At 64.0% G+C, this 20862-nt stretch carries 23 protein-coding genes; 8 read left to right on the forward strand and 15 right to left on the reverse strand.

The window, feature by feature from the left end; translation table 11 throughout:
* Nucleotides 1-2: 2 nt before the first annotated feature.
* A complete protein-coding gene (locus LKK40_RS07325) occupies nucleotides 3-620 on the reverse strand; it encodes a hypothetical protein (protein WP_273296304.1) in 618 nt (205 codons plus the stop codon).
* Nucleotides 621-1108: 488 nt separating this feature from the next.
* Nucleotides 1109-1327 carry a glutaredoxin domain-containing protein gene (locus LKK40_RS07330; RefSeq protein ID WP_304310079.1) on the reverse strand — a complete coding sequence of 73 codons (219 nt, stop codon included), beginning with the start codon at nucleotides 1325-1327 and terminating at the stop codon, nucleotides 1109-1111.
* Between the two features lie 452 nt (nucleotides 1328-1779).
* On the opposite strand from LKK40_RS07330, the gene LKK40_RS07335 reads away from it, so the two are divergent.
* The gene (locus LKK40_RS07335; RefSeq protein WP_273296790.1) at nucleotides 1780-2673 is read left to right on the forward strand and encodes a hypothetical protein; all 894 of its coding nucleotides are present in this window, start codon (nucleotides 1780-1782) and stop codon (nucleotides 2671-2673) included.
* A 14-nt stretch (nucleotides 2674-2687) separates the two neighbouring features.
* Here the strand turns inward: LKK40_RS07335 and LKK40_RS07340 are convergent, their stop codons facing one another.
* Complete coding sequence (locus tag LKK40_RS07340; RefSeq protein WP_273296789.1) at nucleotides 2688-3407, reverse strand: tyrosine-type recombinase/integrase; 720 nt, start codon at nucleotides 3405-3407, stop codon at nucleotides 2688-2690.
* Between the two features lie 306 nt (nucleotides 3408-3713).
* Here LKK40_RS07340 and LKK40_RS07345 point away from each other — a divergent pair, with 306 nt between their 5' ends.
* Together LKK40_RS07345 and LKK40_RS07350 are read left to right on the forward strand one after the other, a co-directional pair.
* On the forward strand, nucleotides 3714-4016 hold the full coding sequence (locus LKK40_RS07345) for a hypothetical protein (protein ID WP_304310080.1): 303 nt from the start codon (nucleotides 3714-3716) through the stop codon (nucleotides 4014-4016).
* Nucleotides 4013-4384 carry a toxin-antitoxin system protein gene (locus tag LKK40_RS07350; RefSeq protein ID WP_273296788.1) on the forward strand — a complete coding sequence of 124 codons (372 nt, stop codon included), beginning with the start codon at nucleotides 4013-4015 and terminating at the stop codon, nucleotides 4382-4384. Before LKK40_RS07345 ends, LKK40_RS07350 begins: the two co-directional genes overlap by 4 nt.
* A gap of 127 nt (nucleotides 4385-4511) precedes the next feature.
* On the opposite strand, the gene LKK40_RS07355 is transcribed toward LKK40_RS07350, so the two are convergent.
* From LKK40_RS07355 to LKK40_RS07385, 7 genes are all read right to left on the reverse strand, one after another.
* Nucleotides 4512-4670, reverse strand: a complete 159-nt coding sequence (locus LKK40_RS07355) for a hypothetical protein (RefSeq protein ID WP_273293854.1) — start codon at nucleotides 4668-4670, stop codon at nucleotides 4512-4514.
* 58 nt (nucleotides 4671-4728) lie between these two features.
* Entirely contained in the window at nucleotides 4729-4956 is a 228-nt protein-coding gene (locus LKK40_RS07360) for a hypothetical protein (RefSeq protein WP_273293853.1), read from the reverse strand.
* Between the two features lie 100 nt (nucleotides 4957-5056).
* Nucleotides 5057-6043 (reverse strand): zeta toxin family protein, encoded by a 987-nt coding sequence (locus tag LKK40_RS07365; protein ID WP_273293851.1) that lies wholly within the window; start codon nucleotides 6041-6043, stop codon nucleotides 5057-5059.
* Nucleotides 6044-6045: 2 nt separating this feature from the next.
* Nucleotides 6046-6327 carry a hypothetical protein gene (locus LKK40_RS07370; protein WP_273293849.1) on the reverse strand — a complete coding sequence of 94 codons (282 nt, stop codon included), beginning with the start codon at nucleotides 6325-6327 and terminating at the stop codon, nucleotides 6046-6048.
* A 64-nt stretch (nucleotides 6328-6391) separates the two neighbouring features.
* On the reverse strand, nucleotides 6392-6784 hold the full coding sequence (locus LKK40_RS07375; RefSeq protein WP_273293847.1) for a hypothetical protein: 393 nt from the start codon (nucleotides 6782-6784) through the stop codon (nucleotides 6392-6394).
* A 170-nt stretch (nucleotides 6785-6954) separates the two neighbouring features.
* The gene (locus tag LKK40_RS07380) at nucleotides 6955-7191 is read right to left on the reverse strand and encodes a hypothetical protein (RefSeq protein WP_273293846.1); all 237 of its coding nucleotides are present in this window, start codon (nucleotides 7189-7191) and stop codon (nucleotides 6955-6957) included.
* Complete coding sequence (locus tag LKK40_RS07385; protein WP_024463919.1) at nucleotides 7188-7784, reverse strand: ParA family protein; 597 nt, start codon at nucleotides 7782-7784, stop codon at nucleotides 7188-7190. The genes LKK40_RS07380 and LKK40_RS07385 overlap by 4 nt, the downstream gene beginning before the upstream one ends.
* A 470-nt stretch (nucleotides 7785-8254) precedes the next feature.
* On the opposite strand from LKK40_RS07385, the gene LKK40_RS07390 reads away from it, so the two are divergent.
* On the forward strand, nucleotides 8255-9001 hold the full coding sequence (locus LKK40_RS07390; RefSeq protein WP_304310081.1) for a hypothetical protein: 747 nt from the start codon (nucleotides 8255-8257) through the stop codon (nucleotides 8999-9001).
* Between the two features lie 316 nt (nucleotides 9002-9317).
* Nucleotides 9318-9476 carry a hypothetical protein gene (locus tag LKK40_RS07395; RefSeq protein ID WP_304310082.1) on the forward strand — a complete coding sequence of 53 codons (159 nt, stop codon included), beginning with the start codon at nucleotides 9318-9320 and terminating at the stop codon, nucleotides 9474-9476.
* A 70-nt stretch (nucleotides 9477-9546) separates the two neighbouring features.
* Here LKK40_RS07395 and LKK40_RS07400 read toward each other — a convergent pair whose 3' ends face one another.
* On the reverse strand, nucleotides 9547-10137 hold the full coding sequence (locus LKK40_RS07400) for a tyrosine-type recombinase/integrase (RefSeq protein WP_304310083.1): 591 nt from the start codon (nucleotides 10135-10137) through the stop codon (nucleotides 9547-9549).
* Nucleotides 10138-10824: 687 nt separating this feature from the next.
* On the opposite strand from LKK40_RS07400, the gene LKK40_RS07405 reads away from it, so the two are divergent.
* The 3 genes from LKK40_RS07405 (at nucleotide 10825) to LKK40_RS07415 (ending at nucleotide 14103) form a co-directional block, all read left to right on the forward strand.
* Nucleotides 10825-11052, forward strand: coding sequence for a FeoA family protein (locus LKK40_RS07405; protein WP_081672748.1), 228 nt, complete (start codon nucleotides 10825-10827; stop codon nucleotides 11050-11052).
* Nucleotides 11053-11428: 376 nt separating this feature from the next.
* The gene (gene feoB, locus LKK40_RS07410; protein ID WP_434735103.1) at nucleotides 11429-13588 is read left to right on the forward strand and encodes a ferrous iron transport protein B; all 2160 of its coding nucleotides are present in this window, start codon (nucleotides 11429-11431) and stop codon (nucleotides 13586-13588) included.
* Nucleotides 13585-14103: a hypothetical protein gene (locus tag LKK40_RS07415; protein ID WP_304310085.1), complete on the forward strand. Its 519-nt coding sequence runs from the start codon at nucleotides 13585-13587 to the stop codon at nucleotides 14101-14103. The genes feoB and LKK40_RS07415 overlap by 4 nt, the downstream gene beginning before the upstream one ends.
* 608 nt (nucleotides 14104-14711) lie before the next feature.
* Here the strand turns inward: LKK40_RS07415 and LKK40_RS07420 are convergent.
* The 4 genes from LKK40_RS07420 to LKK40_RS07435 form a co-directional block, all read right to left on the reverse strand.
* Complete coding sequence (locus LKK40_RS07420; RefSeq protein ID WP_304310086.1) at nucleotides 14712-16724, reverse strand: hypothetical protein; 2013 nt, start codon at nucleotides 16722-16724, stop codon at nucleotides 14712-14714.
* On the reverse strand, nucleotides 16717-18087 hold the full coding sequence (locus LKK40_RS07425; RefSeq protein WP_304310087.1) for an MFS transporter: 1371 nt from the start codon (nucleotides 18085-18087) through the stop codon (nucleotides 16717-16719). The genes LKK40_RS07420 and LKK40_RS07425 overlap by 8 nt, the downstream gene beginning before the upstream one ends.
* 615 nt (nucleotides 18088-18702) lie before the next feature.
* On the reverse strand, nucleotides 18703-19962 hold the full coding sequence (locus tag LKK40_RS07430; RefSeq protein ID WP_304310088.1) for a lytic transglycosylase domain-containing protein: 1260 nt from the start codon (nucleotides 19960-19962) through the stop codon (nucleotides 18703-18705).
* A complete protein-coding gene (locus LKK40_RS07435; RefSeq protein WP_304310089.1) occupies nucleotides 19959-20855 on the reverse strand; it encodes an anchored repeat-type ABC transporter permease subunit in 897 nt (298 codons plus the stop codon). The genes LKK40_RS07430 and LKK40_RS07435 overlap by 4 nt, the downstream gene beginning before the upstream one ends.
* Between the last annotated feature and the right edge of the window lie 7 nt (nucleotides 20856-20862).

Consider the following 20862-nt stretch of genomic DNA (forward strand, 5'->3'; position numbering starts at 1 on the left):
GTTTATTGGTTGTTGCGGTTGGCGAGGTGGGCGGGCTTGATGTCGTGGTCGAGCGCGGTGAGCACGATGGCGGCCAGCGTGGTGTCCGGCTGGACGGCGAGGGCGCGCATCGCCTTCTCCAAGGCTCCGGCCTGTCCCGTCCACCAGCGCAGGTAGGCGCTCACGGCCAAGGGCTGCGCGGCGTACTCGTTCTCGTGGTCGGCGAGGTCGCGGCGCATGGCGTCGAGGATGTCCAGCGCCGTGTCCACGCGCGGCTGGTCGGGCGCCCACAGGGGGTCGTCGAATGCGGTGCGCAGCGTGTGGTACATGCGTTGCGCGGTGCGTGGCGCGTGCGGGTCGGCGGCGAAGTCGAGCATCGCGTCGAGGCCTGTTTCGTTGTCCACGGCGCTGAGGATGAGCGCGTCGCGGATGGCTAGGCTTATGCTCATGCCCGCCGCGAGCCGCTGCCGGGTCTCTATGCTGGTCTGGTCGCGGCCCGCGTTCAGGCTGTCGAGCCATTCGGCGCATGGGGTCGCGCAGTAGGCGCGGTCGGCCTTCTTGACTCCCTGTTCGCGGCGCATGCTGGTGAGCTGGCGCGCGGCTGTCTGGATGGTGGTGGTTGCGGTTGTTGGTTGTGTCATGATGGAGCCTTCCTGCTCGTCTGTGTTGCTGACGGCTCGCATGGCGGCACGGCCGGAAAGCGGAGCGTCAAGTCGCGTGCGGGCGCGCGAGACGGGGAGCGGAAGGGCCGGGGATTATGCTTTTCGAATCCCCGGGCCGGGAGCGAGGCGTGGCGCGCGAACGCTCCGACTTGACGCGCAGCGGGCCGTGCCAGAATGGGAGACGGCAGCAACACCCCACTGGCAGACTCCCGATCCGCCGGCATTGCCGGCGGGCGGCCTGAAGCCGTCCCGCTGCGACGAAGGAGCAGCGGCCCATATCCCCGCAAGTCGGGAGACGAACACGACAGCATCCTCATCGCCTGCCTGGCTCGCGCTCTCTGCTGGGTCGAACCGTGCCGGTTCGGGCGCGCCGATCCCGCCGGCATCGCCGGGGGCGCGAGGCGCGCCATTGCGCCACCGCAAGGGAAATGGGGAGGGGCCGCCTGCCGGGGGCGGCCCCGGGCCGGTCATATCCGGTCGATGAGGCCAGGCCGGTATCCCGCCCAGGTGCCGCGAGGCGTGTCGACCACCGGGGCCGACCGGTATCCCAGCTGCCTGACGAAGATCCTGGCCCACGGATCAGTGTCCAGATCGATCTCCTGGTAGGCGATGCCCCGCCTGTCCAGCCGCCGCTTGGTGGCCTTGCACTGCTGGCATCCCTGCTTGGTGTAGATGGTGATATTCATAGTCTTTCCTTCCGTGTTGCTTTTTTGAACAAGCGCAACGCATCGAAGCGGAGCGTCCGGTCCAGGCCGCGCGCGGCGGGGCGCTGTTGCTCCGACGAGCGGGCCTGGACCGGACGCGGAGCGGAGATATAGTGCAGCGGCTCAAAAAAACAAGACGGAAGGAAAAGCCATGTGCCCACTCGACCCGCAGACAGCATCCCGGCACGGCCCGCGCCAGAACACGCGCCACCGGACTTCAAGCCGCCACGCCGATCGGGAATCCAAGGTGCTGCATGCGGCCGCCGGCGTCCCTGTGGAACCTGCGAGAGCGTACAGGAACGGCTGCTACGCTTGCCATAGCGGTCGAAAGCCAGCCGGAGATCGGCTGCGACACGAATGGCGGCGCATGCACTGATGGCAGGGATGCTGCGGCATGGCGGCCCGCGTGACGCCGGGGACAAGGGGGGGGATGATTGGGCGAATCCATTAGGCAGGCGCGCGAATCGGCGCGCGGCTACCGGTTCGTGGCGTCCGTGAACGGCGCCGCGGCCCTGGCCGGCCGCTGCCTGCGGCACGCCAGAAACATCGCGATAGTCACGCGGCTCGATGGGAGCGTGTGGCCCTTCGACCCGCAGCGGCTCGCCGACGCACTGCCCGGCGTGGACGTGTACGCGGTCGAGAACGGGCAGGCGCTGGACGAGCTCAACCGCATGCTGGGCTACAGACTCGTGTACGGGGGCGCGACGCGCCTGTTCACCGCGGACGGGCGCAGCCGGTACTGGCAGCGCATCGTGGGCCTGCCCCGCCTGATCCGAGGAATCGACGAATGCCTGCACGGCCGTGAGCGAGGCGAGATGTCGCTGCGCGACGGCCGGCGCCTGGAGAAGCGCGTGGCGATGCTGCAGGCCGAGCGCGACCGGCTCAGGAAGCGCCTCAAGGACGCGCAGACGTTCGACCCGGCGGGCCTGTTCGAGGATCCCGCCGAGCAGCTGGGCTTCGAGATACGCCTAGCCTGGGCCAGAGGAGTTCCCGCGTCAGCCAAGACGAGCAGGCCCCTGGCCGCGTACCGGCTGGGCGAGGGATTCATCGACTCGGCAGGCCAGTACGAGGCGACCGTGCCCAGGAGCCTGCTGGTCAGGGCGATCGTCGACGTGCTGGACGGCGCCGTGGCCGGCTCGACGAAGCGGCGCCGGCACGCATTGCGCGAGTCTCTGGCCTCGGACGCGCCGCCGCGCCTGGGCCAGTGGGGCCGGCCGGTCATGCGCGTCGACGTGACCAAAAGCCACGGCTTCCGCCTGCACTACACCACCGACAATGAGGGCCGGATCGTCCTGCTCGGCCTGCACCCCCACGACGAGAACCTATGAAGACATGACGGGATTCATTGGGCTTGGCTGATGTATTGCTGCAGCTGTGCTCCTGTGTCGAATTGCGTGGACATTCTGCCTTGGTCGTAATAGTCGAGCATGTCGCTGTCGGCCCATCCGGCCATGGCGGTGATCTGCCTGTCGGGGATTCCGGCGTCCCGGCTCAGTGTCGCGAAGGTGCGGCGCAGGCTGTGCGGGCTGATGCGCCTGGCTGCCCCGGCCTGTCTGCCCAGTCGGCTCACGATGCGGTCTGCTCCCGCCTCGTTCATCCGTTTGCCTTTGGCGTTGCGCAGGAGCGGTCCATGGTCCCTTCCGGCTGTGATCCGGGCGAGCACCGCAGCGGTTTCCTGTGGCATGCGCAGGTGCTGCACGAACCCGTATTTTCGCGTGATCCGGACGGTGCTCGCGCCTATGTCGATATCGGCGGTGTCGAGCGCGAGGGCTTCGCCTATGCGCATGCCATTGAGCAGGAGCAGCAAGCACAGCGCCTGCGCGTCGTCGGGCTCGCTCTCGGCCAGCTGCAGGAACCGGGCGGCCTGTTCGCGCGTCAGGCTGGATCCGTCGCTCATGCGCGGCACGCGCGGGCGTCGCACGCGCTCGGCCGGGTTGCTCTCGATCGCGCCCTGCTCGAGCAGGTACGCGTAGAATCCGCACACGATGCCGGTGCCGTCCTTGCGCGAGTTCATCGTGTGCCCGGTCGCCGACCAGTAGCGGCTCCACGCCTCGATGTGCATGCGCCGGAGGCATATGGTCGAGCTGATCCAGCTCGGCAGGGCGTGGGGCGGCAGCCCCGCATAGAGCTGATGATTTAAAGAAAAGTCCCGTATAAAACTATTTCAGAGAAGGCAGGGGCTGCCGGCGCGTCTCCGTGCCGGCAGCCCCTGGGAATCAGCATTTTATTCGTTGTGAGATTACGGGAGCTGCAAATCCTGCTGTCCTAGGAATCTGAAACCGCCTTATACATGGCGTGTCAATAGCATGTGAAACACGTAAGGAAATTGGGATTTGACCGTATGACATTAGTGGTTTACAATAATGGTATGAGCATTCGATTCGAGGATTCGTCCAGACGGCACTTCGCGGAGGACCGTCTGGACGAGGCCATGGTGCGGGCCGCGATGCCCAGGCCGGTGTGGGCTGCGCTTCTGGACACGTCCGATCCGGGCACTCCTGAGGTGCGCCGTCGGCCGCCAGTCGTGCTGCTAGTGTGCCGACGGCATTCCGGGGCGCTGGATGATGATCTCATCGAGGTGCTGGTGCACAAGGTCGGACCGGACATGGTCGTGTTCCACGTGATGCATTTGAGCGATTTGTGGCGGGGCTACTGGATGGCCCGCCGTTGACCGGAACTATGGGAAAGGACGATGAAATGGGCGACATTGATTACGAGGAACTGATGGCGCGGGCGGAGCGCGGCGCGGACAGGCCGCCGCTGGCCTCTTTCTCGGGCGACGACGCGGCGCGCGTGGTCGAGCTCATGGACGGCGACGCGGACACCTTCTACCGGACGGTGCTCGGCCGCCCCACGCTGGGCGAACAGCGCAGAGGGCGGGAGAGGAGCGTGCAGCGTGCGCTGCGCATGCCCGAATCCCTGGACGACTATGCCTCCAAGGCAGCCAAGCGCGATGGGCTGGACAACTTCAGCGAGTACGTCCGACGCTTGATCGAGCGCGACGCCGTGGCGCACCGCCACGACCTCGCCGCCGCATAAGCGGCGGCCGCCAAACAGCGGACTCCATGGCGCCGCTCACCTCCAGGAGCTCGGCCAGCTGCTGATCGTACGTCGACTTGAGTTGTTCGAGCCGAAGGCCACCGACTGGCTCGCGAAGCCCGAGGCGTCAATCCCCGTCAGCTCCGCGATCGCCTCCTGCGCGCTGCTCCGTCATGCCCGGGCGGCCCAGCAGCATGGCGGCCGCCTCCTCGGGGCTGGCGGCGCCGGTCCACGCCATCAGATTCCTGTCGGCGTGCTCCTGCGCGTCCGCTCCCGTGTACTCCACCGCCTAGGAGTCGTCCCAGCGCCACACCTCGTCGTTGCCTGCCATCGTTCCGCTCCTTTCAGCCCTTGTCCCAGAAGTTGCTCTGCTCCGCGTTGACGTGGAACACCGTCACGAGCCCGCCCGGCGCGCTTCCTCCGCGCTTTCCGTTATCGCTCCCGTAGCAGTCCGATCGGCCTTGAGACAAGCGTATCGAGGCGTTGTCCCTCGATGCGCGCGGCAGCGCCGGAGGCATAGGGTCGAGCTGATCCAGCTCGGCGGGGCGTGGGGCGGCAGCCCCGCGTTCCACACCGAGACAGATAGGGCCTAGTGCCTTGTCCCGGCTTGTTTTCTTTACTTGCCTCGTTCGCGCAAGACCCTCATGTGGGCCGCCTGCAGGATCCCGCGCTTCAGCGTCCGCCGAAGTCGATGTCGTGCTCCGGCGGGTTGCGGGGGCGGTCATCGCGCAGCGCTCGTCTCTGGGCGTTGTATTCTCGGATGTCTTCGAGCATGGGCGTCTGCAGTCTGCCGCGCGGCTCCTGGGGTCTTCCCGGGTCGCGGGCCTGGGCCGGGGCGGTTATGCGGGCGGCGAGCCGGGCGACCTGCGCGTCCTCCGGGTGCGCGCCGACGAATGCTCTGACGTGCCTGACATCATGCTCCCATTGGGCGCGCTGGTCGGGCGGGATCCTATCGAAGCGCTGGCCTTCGCTGATTGCGCGCAGGGCGCTGGCGATGGCTTCGCTGTGGTTCTCCGGGGTTACGTCGGCGGCGTAGAGGGTCTCTCCTGCGCGGTTCGTGATGGTCACATGGTCGATGCCTCCCTTGGCGATCTGCTCCGTGAGGGTCTTCGGCATCTGGCGCACGGCCTCGTCGTGCACGCTGGGATCGACCCAGCGGCCCCGTCCGTTGCGTTCGGTCTGTTCGATGTAGCGGATCATGGTGCCCATGAGGCTCTGCTCCGGCGGCGTCGCCACGATGACCGCTTCGGTGCGGTAGCCCGTCGTTTTGAATCTGTCGAGGGTGCGCTGCACGGCGTCGGGGTGGCGCATCGTGGTCTCCAGAACAAGGCTATTGTGCTGCCTTTGCAGGGAGTCCATGGCCATTTCGGCCCAGCGGCTTGATGCCTGGGCCGTGGCTGCCGGCATGCGCAGCGGATCCGCGCGCATGACCTGTTTGTATGCGGGGTGGTACTGCCTGTAGTTGTCGCCCTCCACCGCATATGCTCTTGCATGATCGGCTTTGGCTCTTTCCAGGGCGCGGGTCTTGCCGGCGCCGGGCTGGGCGGCCACCAGGATTATCGACGGCGTCCGTTCGGGAGCGTGGGCCGGGATGCTCGGCCTGATCTGGCTGTCGTAGATCCTTCTGAGCGTTGTGGCGTCGAGGTCGTATTGACTCACCTTCAGACGGCTTTCTTCTCGTTCCGTTTCGCGGCATCCTCGATCGCCTTGTAGCGGGCGTTGAACTCGTCGGTCTTCGCTCTGACCGCGTCCACGTCGTATATGTCGACCTGGTCAGCCTCGCCCGTCACGCCGCGCTCGGCAGCGAGCAGCGCCTCCCGTTCCGCTGCGGTGCCGGCGTGGTTCGCGAGGTCGATGTAATCGCCTCTCAGCACGTTGGCGCATTCCCTCATCACGTCGTAGATCATCGGATCGTAGTCGAATCTTCTATCGTCCTGGGCCATGGGTCCTTCCTTCCTGTTGCCTGTCATCCTATACGCAGCACGTAGCGTTCGGCGGGCGGCTGCGTCACTGCTTGAGGTAGTCCCAGTCGAGCACGTCGTAGTCGAGGCTGGTCCGGTCGGCGAGGACGGAGACGCGCAGCTTGCGCTTGCCGTTCTTCGTCTTCCCGGGGGTGCCGCCAGCCATGACGAAGCTGCCCTTGGCCAGCGGCCTGGAGTCGGAGCGGGCCATGTTCTTGACGTATTCCTTGGTCTTGCCGCGCGCCTCGAGCTCGACGTACTCGGTCGTCCCGTCGCCGTGGTTGACCGCCAGCGTCATCCACACCACCTCGCTGTAGGTGCCGTCCCCGGCTGGGAACCTGCCCAGGCGGGGCGCCGCCGCAAGGTTGCCGGCCACGTATTCGAAGTCTCCGGATTTGAATGCCATGCCCCGCCCCATTCCGATTGGAAAATCAATCAACTGCGTTCTTGCTTACATACTTTATTATATACGCATTTCCTTGTTTTCTCAACTTCTTGTGTAATTGTTTTCTTGTTTTCTGGCTCGAATTTATGTCACATCCTCGTCTCCGGAAGCCGGCCGGGAGGGAGTTCTATTGACGCCGCCCTTCCTGTCCGTCGCCGCCGCTGCTACTGGTGATTCTCCATGTATTCGAGGAGCGCATCCTCGGCGATGTCCTTCATCTTCATGTCGTGGTCGAGGGCGTACTGCTTGAGCTTCTTCCTGGTGCTCAGCGTGACGCCGAAGCCGACGGTGACGCGCTTCTCCTCTTCCTTTTTCTCCTTGCTGTCGTCTCGGAATATTTCGTTGACGCTGGATGGCTTGCGGCTGGGGGGCTGCATCATGCTGCTCGTCTTTCCTTTCATCGGGCGGTCTCCTTTCGCAGCTCAGCATATGCCTCGGCGTACTCGTAGAGCTTCCTGGGGTTGTGGCCGTTGGTCTTGACGATGTCGGCGCGCTTGCGTATCACGGTCTCGAAGCGGCGGGCCTGCTGCGAGTCGAGGGCGTCGAGCGTGTCCCGGTGCATGGTGGTGTTGGTCTCGGCCCGGGTGACGAGCACGGCGGCGGGCTTCTGGTCGCTGGCCGCGTAGTAGGTCTGCCAGGTCTGGCGCATGTCGAGCGGGGATTCGCTGGTGGGGATGATGACGTAGCCGGCGGCCTCGATGGCCTTGTCGAGCATGATCCCGTTGGGCGGGCAGTCGATGAACCGCCACGTGTCCGGGTCCTCGCGGTCCTGCTTCACGGCCTTGGCGAGGGTGGACAGCTTCGCGGCCACGACCTCGAAGGGCAGCGGGTCGCCCTCCTCCTCGGCCGAGTCGGCCCACACGCTGGCGCTGTCCTGCACGTCGGCGTCGAGCACCAGCGCCCGGTCGCCCCGCGTGACCGCGGCCTTGGCGAGATAGATGGCGGTGGTCGTCTTCGTGACCCCGCCCTTCGAGTTGGCGATTGCTACGAGCATCGTCGTCTCCCTTTCGATTGTCTTTGCGATTTCATGTTTAATTATATAGTTGGGAAATTGTTTTCACAAGTACTTGCGTAGGTAATTAATCATTTTCTTGTCTGCCTGTGCAAGGGCGGCATGCCTTTCGTCTGCGTCGGCGCGGCCGATCGTTCTTCCCGCTTCACGCGGACGCCCTGGACAGAGCTAAGATAGCCCCGCAAGGAGAATCTGCACCTAGCTTTGGACCTGGCCGGATGCGAGGGGAACCGGATGCCTGTACGGGCTTCTGGCACTATGCGACTAGGAGGTAAGAGATGACCAGCATGGCAGTAAAGATCCGGCGCCGGGAGCATCGCCGTCAGAAGCGGGTCGAGCGCGTGCAGGCGAAGCGATACCGCGAGGAAAGGGAGCGACGGGAAAGGGCCCGGCTTGAGAGGGCCAGTAGACACATAAGCCTTCTGTCGCCCAAAGTTGTCGGATGCCCGGTGATGCGCAGGGTCAAAAGCATCAAGCAGCCATACGGCGGGTATATCCCTTCTCGCACGCTCGCTGCGACCGTGCTGGGCGACGGGGATGAGGCGCTGAGCCCCGATGGGGACGTATCGGCGATCTTGATTGGCATCGCCGTGGACTACCTGACCCGGCTGCTCTCCGGTTCCAGCGCCGAGGAGTCCTTCGACATATCTCTGCGTGGCGCATGGATAGTAGGTGAAGCAGGCTACGCGTCTTCGCTTCTGTCCGAAGTGAGGGGTCTTGATGACGTTTCGGTGAGGAACGCAATCAGGCTGGCAGGCTATGACGTGTGCTTCAGGGCAGGCCCCAGAGGCTATAAGCCTGTTGAGGATATCTGGCCGGACGAGGCGACAGTCGGCAATGTCCGGACGATGGTGGGCCGCGCTCTCGCCTTCCTGGAGCAGTACGGCCCGAAGACAGTGGACGGATTCACCTTCGAAGGCGGCTACACGGATGTGATAGTGGCTGGCGACGGTGATTTTCTCACCGAGGACACGCTTTGGGATTTCAAGGTGTCGAAGCGCAGGCCGACGAGCCAGCATACGCTGCAATTGCTGGTGTATTGGCGAATGGGCTTGCACTCCGTGCATCCTGAGTTTCAGCCGATCAAATATCTTGGCATTTTCAACCCGCGGCTGAATACGGCGTATCGGATTCCTGTGGCTGATATTCCGCAGGCTGTGATCGATGAGGTTGAACAGCAGGTTATCGGGTATTGGTAGGCCTTGCGCCCCTCTCATTGCCGAGAGCTACAACCCGGATACGGGAAGGCCCCCGAGCCTGACGGTTCGGAGGCCTTTCGCACGTAGTGGGGATGGAGTTGGAGCCACCCCGCCGGAATCAGGCCCGATCCCAAAAGTCTTAGCTCGCCGCCTCGATACGGGAACGGTCGCGGTGCCTTTCATCCAGCGACTTCCACTATAGCCGCTAGTGTGGCACATGTCGAGAACTCCTTTCGCGGGGAGCGATCGACCGTCCGGCATCAGCCGGGCGACGCGGCCGCGCTTCGCGGCGCGGCCTTCAGGGAAAGGCGCAGTCATGCGCAAGTTGGATGAGGGGCCGCGCGGCGGCCCTGTGCTATGGATCCTGGCGGCGCTTGCCGTCGTCGTCGCGGCCAAGGCGGACACAGCCACGGCCAACACAGTCACGCTGGCGATAGCCGGCTGGGCGATGACCCATATCGGAGGCCGCAGCTAGCGGCGCTCTCAGCCGCCCCGGCCGCAAGGCCGGGGCGGTCACCCCCTCTATGAGGCCTATCCTCAGATCCTCAGACGGGACGTCTGTCCTTGACCTTGAGCGCTATCGTCCCGAGGCTGGACTGCGGGACGAAGATGTAGCTCTGCGTGGTCGCGGGGCTCTCGTGGCCGAGCAGCTCCTGCACAGCGCGCAGGTCGTAGCCGGACGCCTCGTAGGCGATCCTGCCGTAGCGCCGGCGCAGCGAGTGGGTGGGGTATCCGGTGGCGCGCCTGACGACGCGGTACACGTGGTCGACGCAGCAGTGGCCCGAGTAGCGTCCGGGGAACAGCCAGCCGTCGCCCGCGGCGTCGCGTATGTCGTCGGCCAGCTGCGCGCAGATCGGCACGAGCCGCGTCTTGCCGCCCTTGCCATGCACGAGCAGGCCGCTGATCTCCTCGTCCCCGGACTGCGGGTACGCGACGATGTCGGATCCCTTGACCCGGCATATCTCCTCGCGGCGCAGCCCGGCCTCGGCGTCGAGCTGGACCATGAGCCGGGCGTCCGCGTCGTCCGATTCCAGGCCCTTGGCCACGGCCTGCTCGGGCGCGGGCTGGCGGGCCGGCTTGCGTGGCCGCTTGACCGGGGGCAGCGCCTCGACCGGATTCGCCGTCAGTCGTTTCATCCGCAGGCCCCATTTGTAGAATTCGTTGACCGAGGCGCGCCGTCCGGCCTTGGTGCTCGCCTCGAGCCGCTCCCCGGTCAGCCAGGCTTGCACGTCGGACGGCTCGACCTCGCCCGGGCCGTGGGTCTGCGTCCTGGCGAAGCAGGTGAGCCGGTACCAGTTGGCCTCGATGGTGTGCTCGGACAGTCCCCGGGCCTGCATGTCCATGACCCATCCGTCCACGTATCCGACCCACGACTGCGGTGGCTGGCGATGACGAGCGTAGAACGTCATGATTCCCTTCTTTCATTATGAAAAATGCCGGCCACAGCCATGTGCCGGCATGAAACAACCATAAGAAGGAAACAGGGACAGTGTTCTTCGGGAGGCCACCGTCGTCAGCCGCCCAGACCGTGCCTCGTCCGCACGCGCACTACAATCGAGAACAGGCCGAGCTGCACCGCCCGATATCCCAATCCCAAACCCGTAATCAGCGTGTCCGGGGTTCGAATCCCCGCGGGGGCACAGCATATGGCTGAAAACATTGAAATTTCAACGTTTTCAGCCATTTTTGTTATGCTATCCAGATTCACTGGATTCCGGATTCGGACCTTCGCATCTTCTTGACGTGAATTTGCAAATTGTAGTGGTTAAAAACAAGGGGGAAAACCTTTACAGACAGGGGCTGGCTGGTTTATTCTCGCTCGTATGACGGATTCGTTGCGCACATGCCCTTTGGGGGTCGAGATCGAGATATGCAAGGTCGATCTGACGCTGCGCAACCGCTTCCGCCTCAACGAACTTGGCTTCCGCGAGCATGAGCGCATGCGCGTCATTCAGAAGGCCGGCTTCGGCGGGCGAGTCGTCGCGCACGGCTCGGAACGCATCGCACTGGACGGCGCTACTGCCAAGCGGATTCTGGTAGAGGTGCGCTGAGCCGTTTTGGAATGCGCATTGGCACTGCATATGCATACGCACAATATGCGGAATACGCGAACGGCTGCGCGCAAGTCGACAATGGCACTAGCACATAGGCATCGCGTCCGTCACGCAGAATGGGAATAGTCGCATGATTCGTGAACCGTTGGAAACCCTTGAGTCCGGGGATTCTTCGATGCTATCGCCACAGTCTGATTTAGCCGGTGCCAACGATGTTTCCGAAGTCTCCGTCGACACGGCAAACAACGACGCCAAGGCCGCTCTCGGCGATGACAATAGCGACTGCGCGCGCTGCGCGAAACCCGACTCGCATGCTGATTGCGACGACCATGCGGCTCACGCCGACCACACTGACCACATGAGCCACATGAGCATGGAGCACGCCGAACACACCGAACATACAGAGCACTCCGAACACTCCGGCGGCCACCATCATCGCCGCGGGCTGGCCGTGCTGCTGCCCTCGCAGCATCACCATATGGGCCACGAAGCACCAAGCGGCAACCCGCGCATCGTGTTCATGGGCAATCCGAATGTGGGCAAATCCACGCTGTTCAACGCCGTGCTGGGCGCGAATGCCACAGTGATGAACGCGCCGGGCACGACGGTGCTCGTGGAATCCGGCGCGCTCAGGCACGGCGAGGCGACCTGGGATTTCATCGACACCCCGGGCACGGCTTCGCTCGACGCGATCAGCCCGGACGAACAGGTGTCATCCGAGGCCGCGATGGCGCGGAACGGCTACCCGCAGCCCGATGTCATCGTCGCTGTGATGGACGCCACCTCGCCCTCGAAATCGCTGTATCTGCTCAGTCAGCTTATCGACCTCAGATATCCGTTAGTGGTCGCGGTGAGCATGCTCGATCTGGCGAAACGTCAAGGTTCGACGCTGGAAATCGGCGATTTCGCCGCGCTCGTTCCCGGCGTCCCGTTCATCCAGGTCGATGGCCGAACCGGCAAAGGCAAGACGGAATTGCTGGATGCCATTGATCGGCAGCTTAGTGCGGCGCAGGCGATGTACGACACAACACAGTCGGCACACACAACACAAACGATGGCACAGCCCGTCCCACCGCAACCCGCACAACTCCAACACATACCACCCGTCACCACCGCCGCAATCCCCGGCCGCGAAGCGACCCAAGACGAGGTCTCAGCGTGGGCGCAGCAGACCTCCGATGAACGCTTCGCCTGGATCGCGGGCAAGGTCACGGAGCTGAACCGCAAGCAGCCTGTGGTCGACAAGCCGACCTTCTCCGACAAGCTCGACCGGCTTCTGCTCCATCCCATCGCCGGCATTGTGATCTTCCTCGCGGCGATGTACGCGGTGTTCGAGGCGACCACGACGCTTGCCGGGCCGCTCATCGACTGGTTCGACGTGACCTTCCGGCAATGGCTGACCGATGGCATCGACTGGGTGTTCACGCTGGTCGCCGGCAAAGAAGCACTCGCGGGCTGGTTCCACGGGCTGATAGTCGACGGGCTGCTCGATGGCTTCGTCACCGTGCTGACCTTCATCCCGCCGATGGGCATCATGTTCATCATCCTCTCGCTGCTGGAAGACTCCGGTTACCTCGCGCGCGCCGCCTTCGTGATGGACAAGGCCATGCGCGCCATCGGCCTCGACGGCCGCGCATTCCTGCCGCTCGTGGTCGGTTTCGGCTGCAATTTGCCCGCGCTGGCCTCAACCCGCACGCTGCCCGACTCACGGCAACGGCTGCTCACCGGCCTGCTCATCCCGTTCACGTCATGCTCGGCGCGCCTGAGCGTCTATATCGTGCTGGCTTACGCATTCTTCGGCCGCTACGCCGGACTCGCGATATTCCTCATGTACGTCGCATCCATTGTGATTATTCTCGCGGTCGGCCTCGCGCTGCGCAAAACGCAGTTCCGCGACCTGCACACCCAGCCCTTCGCGATGGGCCTGCCGCCCTACCAGATGCCCAAGGTGCTACAGCTCGGCAAGTCGGTCGCGCTGCGGCTGTGGGCCTTCATCACCGGCGCCAGCTCGATCATCATCACGATGATCGTCATCGTCTGGTTGCTCTCCGCCATGCCCATCAGCGCGGGAGCCGCCGGCAACAACACCTTCGGCCATGTCGACGAGGTCGAGAATTCGCTCTACGGCGCGGTGGCCTCGGGCGTCGCGCCGGTGTTCGAACCCGCCGGATTCAACGACTGGCATGCCTCGGCGGCGCTTATCACCGGATTCGTGGCCAAGGAGGTCGTGGTCGGCTCGATGGCGCAAAGCTACGCAATCCACGATTCGGGCAACGAATCCGAGCAGCAGCAAGGCACCGGCACCTTGGGCCAGGCTGTGCGCGCCAGCTTCGAGCGTTCCAGCGGCGGGCATGCCTCAGCGGCCGCCGCCGCATTCATGATCTTCGTGCTCGCATACACGCCGTGTCTGGCGACCATCGCCGAGATACGGCGGCAGTACAGCGGCAAAATCGCCCTGCAATCCGTGGGCATGGGCCTCATCGTAGCCTATATTCTGGCGATTGCGGTCTTCCAGATTGGGCGATTGCTATGAGCGGGGAAACTTGGTCGAGCGTATTACGTTCGAGAGCACAATGCGACAGCACAGCAGTCGCCACAAGCAGCAGCTTCCGGCGCACGGATGCGAGCGCGGCTTCCGTGCGCCGCACCGATTCCGCGGATTCCCGCCTCCGCAACGATAAGACGATTCCCGGAACTGCCAAGGCAACCGCCTCCCCCAGCGAGGCCACACCAATAACCGCGCAAGTCGTGCAAGCCCTGGTCTCCGGCAAAACGCCCCGTATCGCGGCCCAGGATCTGGGGCTGCCGCTGGACTTTGTGAACCTCGTCATCGAACAGGCCCGCATCAGCGGCGACATTGACTTCTTCGAGCTGCGCACGGAGAACTGCACGGCAGGCGGCGCGTGCCAGCCCGACCCTGAATCGATGGTATGCGCCAGCTGCCCGATTCTGCCGCCCAGCATCCGCAAGCAGCAGTCGCCGCTGGGCAAACTGCGGCGAGTCATATCGTCGCACCGGCTCCGCAAGAGTCAACCGGCCAAAGTATAAGGTCAGGTCATTGCGCAGCGCTTGGCACGACGGCAACAGTGCAGCGAATAATACAAGGAACCAAACCTGTCATATGAATACGCCGACGACAATTCAGTGTCGGCCAGCGGCAAATTCGGCCGGACAACCGCTGTATTCCTCGCGCAACCACTGTATATGCGTTATGTGAGGCGTTAACAGAGTGCTGCCGAAGTCTATCTGCGTTGTGTGAGGCGCTATTTTTCGGAGAGCCGAGTATCGCTGGCCTAGAACCGCCGTTTTCAGCCGGCGATACTCGGGGTGCCAAGAAATTAACGCCTCACACAACGCAGATAGACCTCCGCAAGCATCCAATAACGCCTCACATAAGCGAGATACACGTCGCAACAGGAAAACCACACACAGCAAAACCCGAAAGACCACATTATTCTGTTTTGCACATATCGCCGCGCTGAGTACGTCAACTGGTGCCAAGAAGAAGAAAAGTGCGCGTTCCCTGTCACTCACTCCACGTCACTGTACATCAGTGGATATCACTGTACGTCACTGTACATCACTGTCATATAGTGACGTACAGTGACGGAGAATGTGCGCATTACAGCGCGCGGGGACGGATGGACTCCTGTAGCTCAATCGGCGCGGGCATCCTCGCGAAGGGCCTGAAGGGTAGCTGCGGGGATGGTTAGCAGCAAATCCTGATTGCGGTCCGCTCGGCTGCCTTCGGCGCAGTGGCCACCGACCGAGGAATCGTCGTTGGCCGCGATTTCGCGGTGCAACGAGGCCAGGTCGGCGATGCTGAGCGAGCCGTCAGGGCTTGCGGGGGCTGCCGTATCGATCATGGTGACGCGAATCGCGAGCAAGCCGTCGGGCTTGTTCGCGGCATCACCGGTATGCTCACTATGATTGGCAGAATCGGCATGGCGACCATCGCAATCCGCGCGTTTGCCAGTGCTCCCTATGTCGTCGCCACGTTCGCAGGGCGATTCGCCTGCGAAGAACTCGACGCACCGGAATTGCACCGGCCACTCGGAAATCGAGCCGGTGGACACTTCCCAGAACGCCTCGCACGGCTCTGCGCCGGGGCGCGGCGTGATCCTGTTGACATGCGTATGGCCGGAGAGCCACAGCGCTACGTTCGGGAAACGATGCAGCAGCGCCTCGACCTCGTCGGCCAGATGAAGATGCCCGCGTGCACCGGTGCCGATGCCGTCGCTGCTGTCACTAGCATCGACACCAAGACCGCCGCCAACAGCGTCACCGCAATCACCCGCACCAACACCGTCACCACAATCGCCAACGTCACCGTAATCATTGTTCAGCGTCGACAGACCATGATGGCTAGCCAGCACCACGAGCCTATCGCGATGCTCTGTATGCACGCAGCCGCCTGAGGCATCGGCGTAGCATGACGACACTTCGATCAGCCGCTCTTCAAGCCAATGGAATTGCCGGTCATCGATGCAGCCGTCGACGTGCCCGGCCGTATTCGTCGTGTCGAGCGCGATCACGCGCACGCCGTCAATGGCGTCATAGCAGTAATATGTCGTTCCCGTCCGCAGGCTGTCGTCGGTGAAGCCATGGCCTCGCGGCAGTCCGGGCGACGCCAGATGCGCCCGCACGTAATCGGCCTTGCCCGCCACCGCGCGGCCGGGGTCTGGAACAATGCCGTGCTGCTCGCCGCGAGCGCCCGCCCATGTGGGGTCGGCGACGTAGGCCAGCATCTTGTCGCCTTGCGGAGCGGATTCGACGTCTTCAGAGACCGGTTTGCGGCCCCCGGCGAGATATTCGTCGAAACCCTCCGGTTTGGCGGCGCGGCCTTGAACCAGACAGTCATGATTGCCGAAGCAACTCAGCCACGGCATGGCCAGTCCCTCGGTTGCGAAGGGCGCGGCGGCGGCGTTCAGCGCGCCGGGGTGATCGGGCAGCCCGTGCTCGCGCTTCCATATGTCGTGCGACTGCGGCTCGGGGTTGTAGTAATGGGGGTCGCCCAGGCCGACCGGCGCATCGGCGAAGCCGCGCGTGCCTTTGGCCGGCTCGACCGCTCCCCCGTCGAGCAGGGTCAGGTAGGATTGCAGCTCGTTGCGTTGCGCGGAGTCGAGGTTGTCGCCGGTGGTCACGGCCACGTTCCACAGTTCGGGGCGGGCTTTGACCAGCGCGTTGATGGCGCGGGTCATGCACTCGATTGCCTGCGCGAGCATGAATTCCTGCGGCCGGTAGGCCGGAAGCATGCGCTCCCAGCCCGGCACGCCTTCAAGCCGCTGCATGTATTCGGTGCGGGCCGGGGAGGCCAGGTCGGCGAGCTGAAAATCCGTGAAGTGAATCAAGCCCGCCACGCGAAGCCACGCCGCCGACGATACCGCCGCCGACGCCGAGATTTCCCCGGTACCGGCGCTGACGCCAGCACCATCGCCAGCTTTGACAGCAGCCGCGTCACCAGTCCTATCACCGGCACTAACGTCACCACCCACACCACCGGCGCTGATGCCAGCCGTGTCACCGGCCATGGCATCAGCGCCGCCGAGCAGCTCGGTTCGAGCTGCGTGCGGCTCGCCGCATTCCACATGCAGACGTCGGTATGGCTTGGCCTCATCCGGCACCAGCCTGACTTCCGCCGTGCCGAGCGGCTCACCTGTTTCAGGCATATGCCTGCTCCGTGCCGATTCCCGCTGCGGCGGGTGCATGGGCGTCGGCGCTGATCTCCTCAAGCCCGCGCCCCTTGGTTTCGGGGGCCATGAACACGCAGATCAGCGTGCCGGTGAGTCCGACCGCCGCGAATACCCATAGCGCCGCGTTGTTGCCCCACGCCGCAACCATATTCGGGAAGGCCACCACGCCGAGGATCGAGCCGATGCGGCTGACCGAAGTCGCCAGCCCGCTGCCGGTCGCCCGCAATGCGGTCGGGAACAGCTCGGTCGGGTAGACGAAGTTGAGCACGCCGCCGCCGGAGTTCGAGAAGAGCACGGCGATGCTGAACAGCACGATGAGGAATTCGAGACTCGGATTGGTCACTGCGGCCAGGACGGTCAGCGCGACGGTCAGGCCGGTGAACGAGGTGATGATAAGCGGCCGGCGGCCCCAGATGTCTACGATGTTCATGCCGATGAGCGAGCCGATGAGGCCGAGCACTGCGACCACGCCGGAGGCGAGAATCACCAGGGTGTGGTTGCCGTGGGTGAAGGGGGCGATGATTGTCGGCGTGTACATGGAGATGCCGTAATAGGCGGTCGAATAGCAGAACCAGAATCCGCAGACGAACAGCGTGCGGTTGCGCTGCGCGCCGCGGAACAGCAGGCTCAGCGGCGCACGTTCAGCGGCGGGTTCGGTGGACATGTCAATCGTGGCCGGCCGTTCGCCAGTGACGTTCTCGACGACGTCGAGCGCTTCCTTCGTGCGTCCGTGGGCGATGAGCCAGCGCGGGGATTCGGGCAGATTGATGCGGAAGAAGAACACCACGAGCGCGAAGACCGCGCCCACCAGCAGCATCGCACGCCATGCGTAGTCGCCCATGGGCATGACGGCGAGTCCGACGAGATACGCGGCCACGGCTCCGACGAACCACATGACGCCGAGGGAGGTGGACAGCTTGCCGCGCCCCTTCTTCGGCGCGAATTCGGCGACCAGCGTTGAGGAGATCGGGTAGTCCGCGCCGATGCCCAATCCGAGCAGGAAGCGGAAGACGATGAGGAACCAGACGTTGGGGCTGAACGCCGTCAGCACCGCGAATACCACGAAGGCGAGCAGGTCCACGATGTACATGGCCTTGCGCCCGAAGCGGTCCGTGAGGTTGCCCAGCAGCACCGCCCCGATGAACGAGCCGAATATCGCGGCCGAGGTCACCAGCGATTTCTGCCAGGCGTTGATGCCCCATTCGTCAGCGAACAACGGCATCGCCACGGCGATAACCGTCAGATCATAGCCATCAAGGAACGATCCGCCTGCCGAAAGCAGTGTCACCTTGCGTTGGAAACGCTTGGTTTTCGGGTTGTCGAAACTATCGAAATTCATGCAGACTCCTAGCACAAATCGTAGGAACCGCGCGAGAAACGCGCAGGATTACCGCCTTGCGCCCCGCAGCCGCAGCGTATGTGCTATGTATGATGCACTATGCGCCACGCGCCGTCATATCTATCGTCACAGTATTTATTGTCACGGTGACGTTCACCAATGGCGGTTTCGCGTGGCACGTCAGGCCTCGCAACGGCTCGGGGTGTCTTGGCATCATCAGGCTATCTGCTCGCAGCCGCCACCAACGGCGGTTTTCCCGACTGTTCATCAAGGGTCTATCGAAGATTCACGCGCAGTTGAACATTGCTTGGGCATCGATTGTGTATCGCTTGCGCATTGCTAACCACAACCAAGCGCCGCCAAGTACCAGCTATGCGTCATTGCACTAGCTGTACATTCGCTGCATGCGGCGAGGGCTGCATCGTCACAACCCCCGCACTATTACGAGGGCGATGCGGGAGTTGTGACGAATAATCGCCCTCAAACGACACAATTCCCGCATAAGGGTCGAATGAGTGCGGGATTCGTGACGATAGCCGACCGCACTGGTGCGCGACGCCTATGCGCCCCCGCTCGTGCCGGGCACAACCCCTCAGCTCCGCCAAGCCCCCATCATCACAGCGCGCCGAGGCGGTTGGCGGCGTTGGCTACGGCGGCATTGTATTGGCTGCCGCGATTGTAGGCTTCAACGGCGGTGATCCAGCCTTGGGAGGTGGTCAGGTCGCCGCCGGCGGTGCATAGGTAGCCCGCCGCAGTGAGCGCCGCATCGTTGATGTCGTCGGGGTCGGCGCGGGCGTCGCCGTCGCCGTCGAGCCCGTAGCGCATCCAGGTCGAGGGCACGAATTGCATAGGGCCCATAGCCCGGTCCCAGTTCGGGTCGCCGTCGAGTTTGCCGCCATCGGTGTCGGGCATGGCCTCGGTGCCATTGGAACCGTCGAGCACCGGGCCGCGAATGAGCTGGCCTGGGGCATGCTTGGTGCCGTGGTCGCTTTCGACCTCACCGATGCCGCCCAGCATGTTCCAGCCGATGCCGCAGTGCGGGTATTGACGCTGCGCCTGAATCGAGGCGCCTGCGTAGGCCTTGACATAATCGACCGGTATGCCGGAACGCTGCGCGATGTCCTGCGCCCAGCCGTCATCAACGAGATTGGCGATGATGACGCCCTTCGGCACGCTTATGCCCTGCGTTCCAGTACCCTGCGTTCCAGCGCCCTGAGCGCCAGATTGAGCGGCACCAGACTGGCCCGCGCTCAGGTCAGGGACAGCGGCCGAACCGGAAGAGCCTGCAGCGCCATCCCGGCTCGGCGCATTCACGTTGGGCACGGCGAGAGCATTGCCGTTGCGCGCCGAGGGCGGAACCGCAGCAAAGCCAGGCAGTGGCAGTCCGCTCGCATCGCCGCTCAGGCCGCTGGCAATCATCAGCCCGCCGTATATCAGCGCGGCCACAACAGCCAGCACACCGCAAATAGCAAGTATGCGCTTCCAGCATCGCCTCAGAAACGACGCGCAGGAGCGCAGCGCGCGGCGCGGCGAGAAACGGCCAGCCATGCGCTCACGAAAGCGGTGCCACGGGCCTAGATCCGTGCCGATCAGGTCGACGCCCAAAGTCTGCTCGACCGGGTCGCCCAGCTGCCAGAACGAGTCGGCTTGCACGGCATCGCGATGCTTGCGCGTCCGCACGCTTTCCGCGCCCGCACCCGCGCCCGTACCCGCAACCACACCCGCGTTCGCAGCCATACCACCGTTCGCAGCCATACCTTGGCCTGCGCTCACCGTCATATCACTGCCCGCAACCGCACCACCACTCGCAACCGCGCTGCCGCTTACAACCGCACCGCCGCCCGCAGTGCCGCGCACCTCGCGCCCGTGTTTCATGCCTGCTCAGCCACAGCCTTGCCCGAGCTCTTCGAAGTCAGCCGCGCGATGGCCTTGCCAATAAGCCCCTGCTTGGGCGAGAAGAACCATACAATCAGGAATATCGCGGTCGCCACCAGCACGATGGTGCCGCCGGTGGGGCTGTCGAAGCTCCACGACAGGTACATGCCGATAAGCGCCGAAAGCGCGCCGATAAACGGCGAGAGCACCATCATGACGCCCAGTCGATCAGTGACCAACCGCGCGGTCGCGGCGGGTGCCACGAGCAGTGCCAGCACCAGAATGTTGCCGATGGTCTGCACGGAGATCACGACGGCCAGCGACACCATGACGTACAGCACCAGGTCCAGCGCGAAAACGGGAAGCCCTGAGGCTTTGGCCATATCGCGGTCGAGCGAGACACTCACCAGCTCCTTGTTGAGCAGGAACATGACCATGAGAATCACGAATCCGGTGATGCCGACCACAGCGATATCGGAGTTTGGAATGCCGGTGATGGAGCCAAACAGGAACGACTGCAGCGAGCCGGCGTAGCCAGGCGCAAGCGAGATGACCACGATGCCCAGCGCGAAGGCGGCCACGAAGATGACGCCGATGATGGAGTCCTCCTTGATGCGCCGGTTCTGGCTGAACACAGCGACCAGAATCGCCGTGGTGACACCGGCAATCGCGCCGCCGACCACTAGGTTGCTTGAGAACACGAAGGCGATGGCGAGCCCGGGGAACACGGCGTGCGAGACGGCGTCGCCGATGAAGGCCATGCCGCGCAGCACGACGAAGTTGCCCACGACGCCGCAGATGATGGACGACATGGCGGCCACGATCAGCGCCTTGGGCAGGAACCACAGGTCGGGGTTCATGAGGTCATTGAGAAAATCCAAAGGTGAAAGCATGAGATCA

It is taken from the genome of Bifidobacterium tibiigranuli, from assembly GCF_022655035.1.
GTDB lineage: Bacteria > Actinomycetota > Actinomycetes > Actinomycetales > Bifidobacteriaceae > Bifidobacterium > Bifidobacterium tibiigranuli_A.

Bases quoted from the DNA above. Each gene is read 5' to 3' on its own strand.
- feoB (WP_434735103.1), top strand. From the start codon at position 11,429: ATGGAGCACGCCGAACACACCGAACATACAGAGCACTCCGAACACTCC.
- LKK40_RS07380 (WP_273293846.1), bottom strand. From the start codon at position 7,191: ATGAAAGGAAAGACGAGCAGCATGATGCAGCCCCCCAGCCGCAAGCCA.
- LKK40_RS07420 (WP_304310086.1), bottom strand. From the start codon at position 16,724: ATGCCTGAAACAGGTGAGCCGCTCGGCACGGCGGAAGTCAGGCTGGTG.
- LKK40_RS07345 (WP_304310080.1), top strand. From the start codon at position 3,714: ATGAGCATTCGATTCGAGGATTCGTCCAGACGGCACTTCGCGGAGGAC.
- LKK40_RS07330 (WP_304310079.1), bottom strand. From the start codon at position 1,327: ATGAATATCACCATCTACACCAAGCAGGGATGCCAGCAGTGCAAGGCC.
- LKK40_RS07415 (WP_304310085.1), top strand. From the start codon at position 13,585: ATGAGCGGGGAAACTTGGTCGAGCGTATTACGTTCGAGAGCACAATGC.
- LKK40_RS07435 (WP_304310089.1), bottom strand. From the start codon at position 20,855: ATGCTTTCACCTTTGGATTTTCTCAATGACCTCATGAACCCCGACCTG.
- LKK40_RS07430 (WP_304310088.1), bottom strand. From the start codon at position 19,962: ATGAAACACGGGCGCGAGGTGCGCGGCACTGCGGGCGGCGGTGCGGTT.
- LKK40_RS07385 (WP_024463919.1), bottom strand. From the start codon at position 7,784: ATGCTCGTAGCAATCGCCAACTCGAAGGGCGGGGTCACGAAGACGACC.
- LKK40_RS07325 (WP_273296304.1), bottom strand. From the start codon at position 620: ATGACACAACCAACAACCGCAACCACCACCATCCAGACAGCCGCGCGC.
- LKK40_RS07395 (WP_304310082.1), top strand. From the start codon at position 9,318: ATGCGCAAGTTGGATGAGGGGCCGCGCGGCGGCCCTGTGCTATGGATC.
- LKK40_RS07390 (WP_304310081.1), top strand. From the start codon at position 8,255: ATGCGCAGGGTCAAAAGCATCAAGCAGCCATACGGCGGGTATATCCCT.
- LKK40_RS07370 (WP_273293849.1), bottom strand. From the start codon at position 6,327: ATGGCCCAGGACGATAGAAGATTCGACTACGATCCGATGATCTACGAC.
- LKK40_RS07425 (WP_304310087.1), bottom strand. From the start codon at position 18,087: ATGAATTTCGATAGTTTCGACAACCCGAAAACCAAGCGTTTCCAACGC.
- LKK40_RS07340 (WP_273296789.1), bottom strand. From the start codon at position 3,407: ATGCACATCGAGGCGTGGAGCCGCTACTGGTCGGCGACCGGGCACACG.
- LKK40_RS07405 (WP_081672748.1), top strand. From the start codon at position 10,825: ATGACGGATTCGTTGCGCACATGCCCTTTGGGGGTCGAGATCGAGATA.
- LKK40_RS07400 (WP_304310083.1), bottom strand. From the start codon at position 10,137: ATGAAACGACTGACGGCGAATCCGGTCGAGGCGCTGCCCCCGGTCAAG.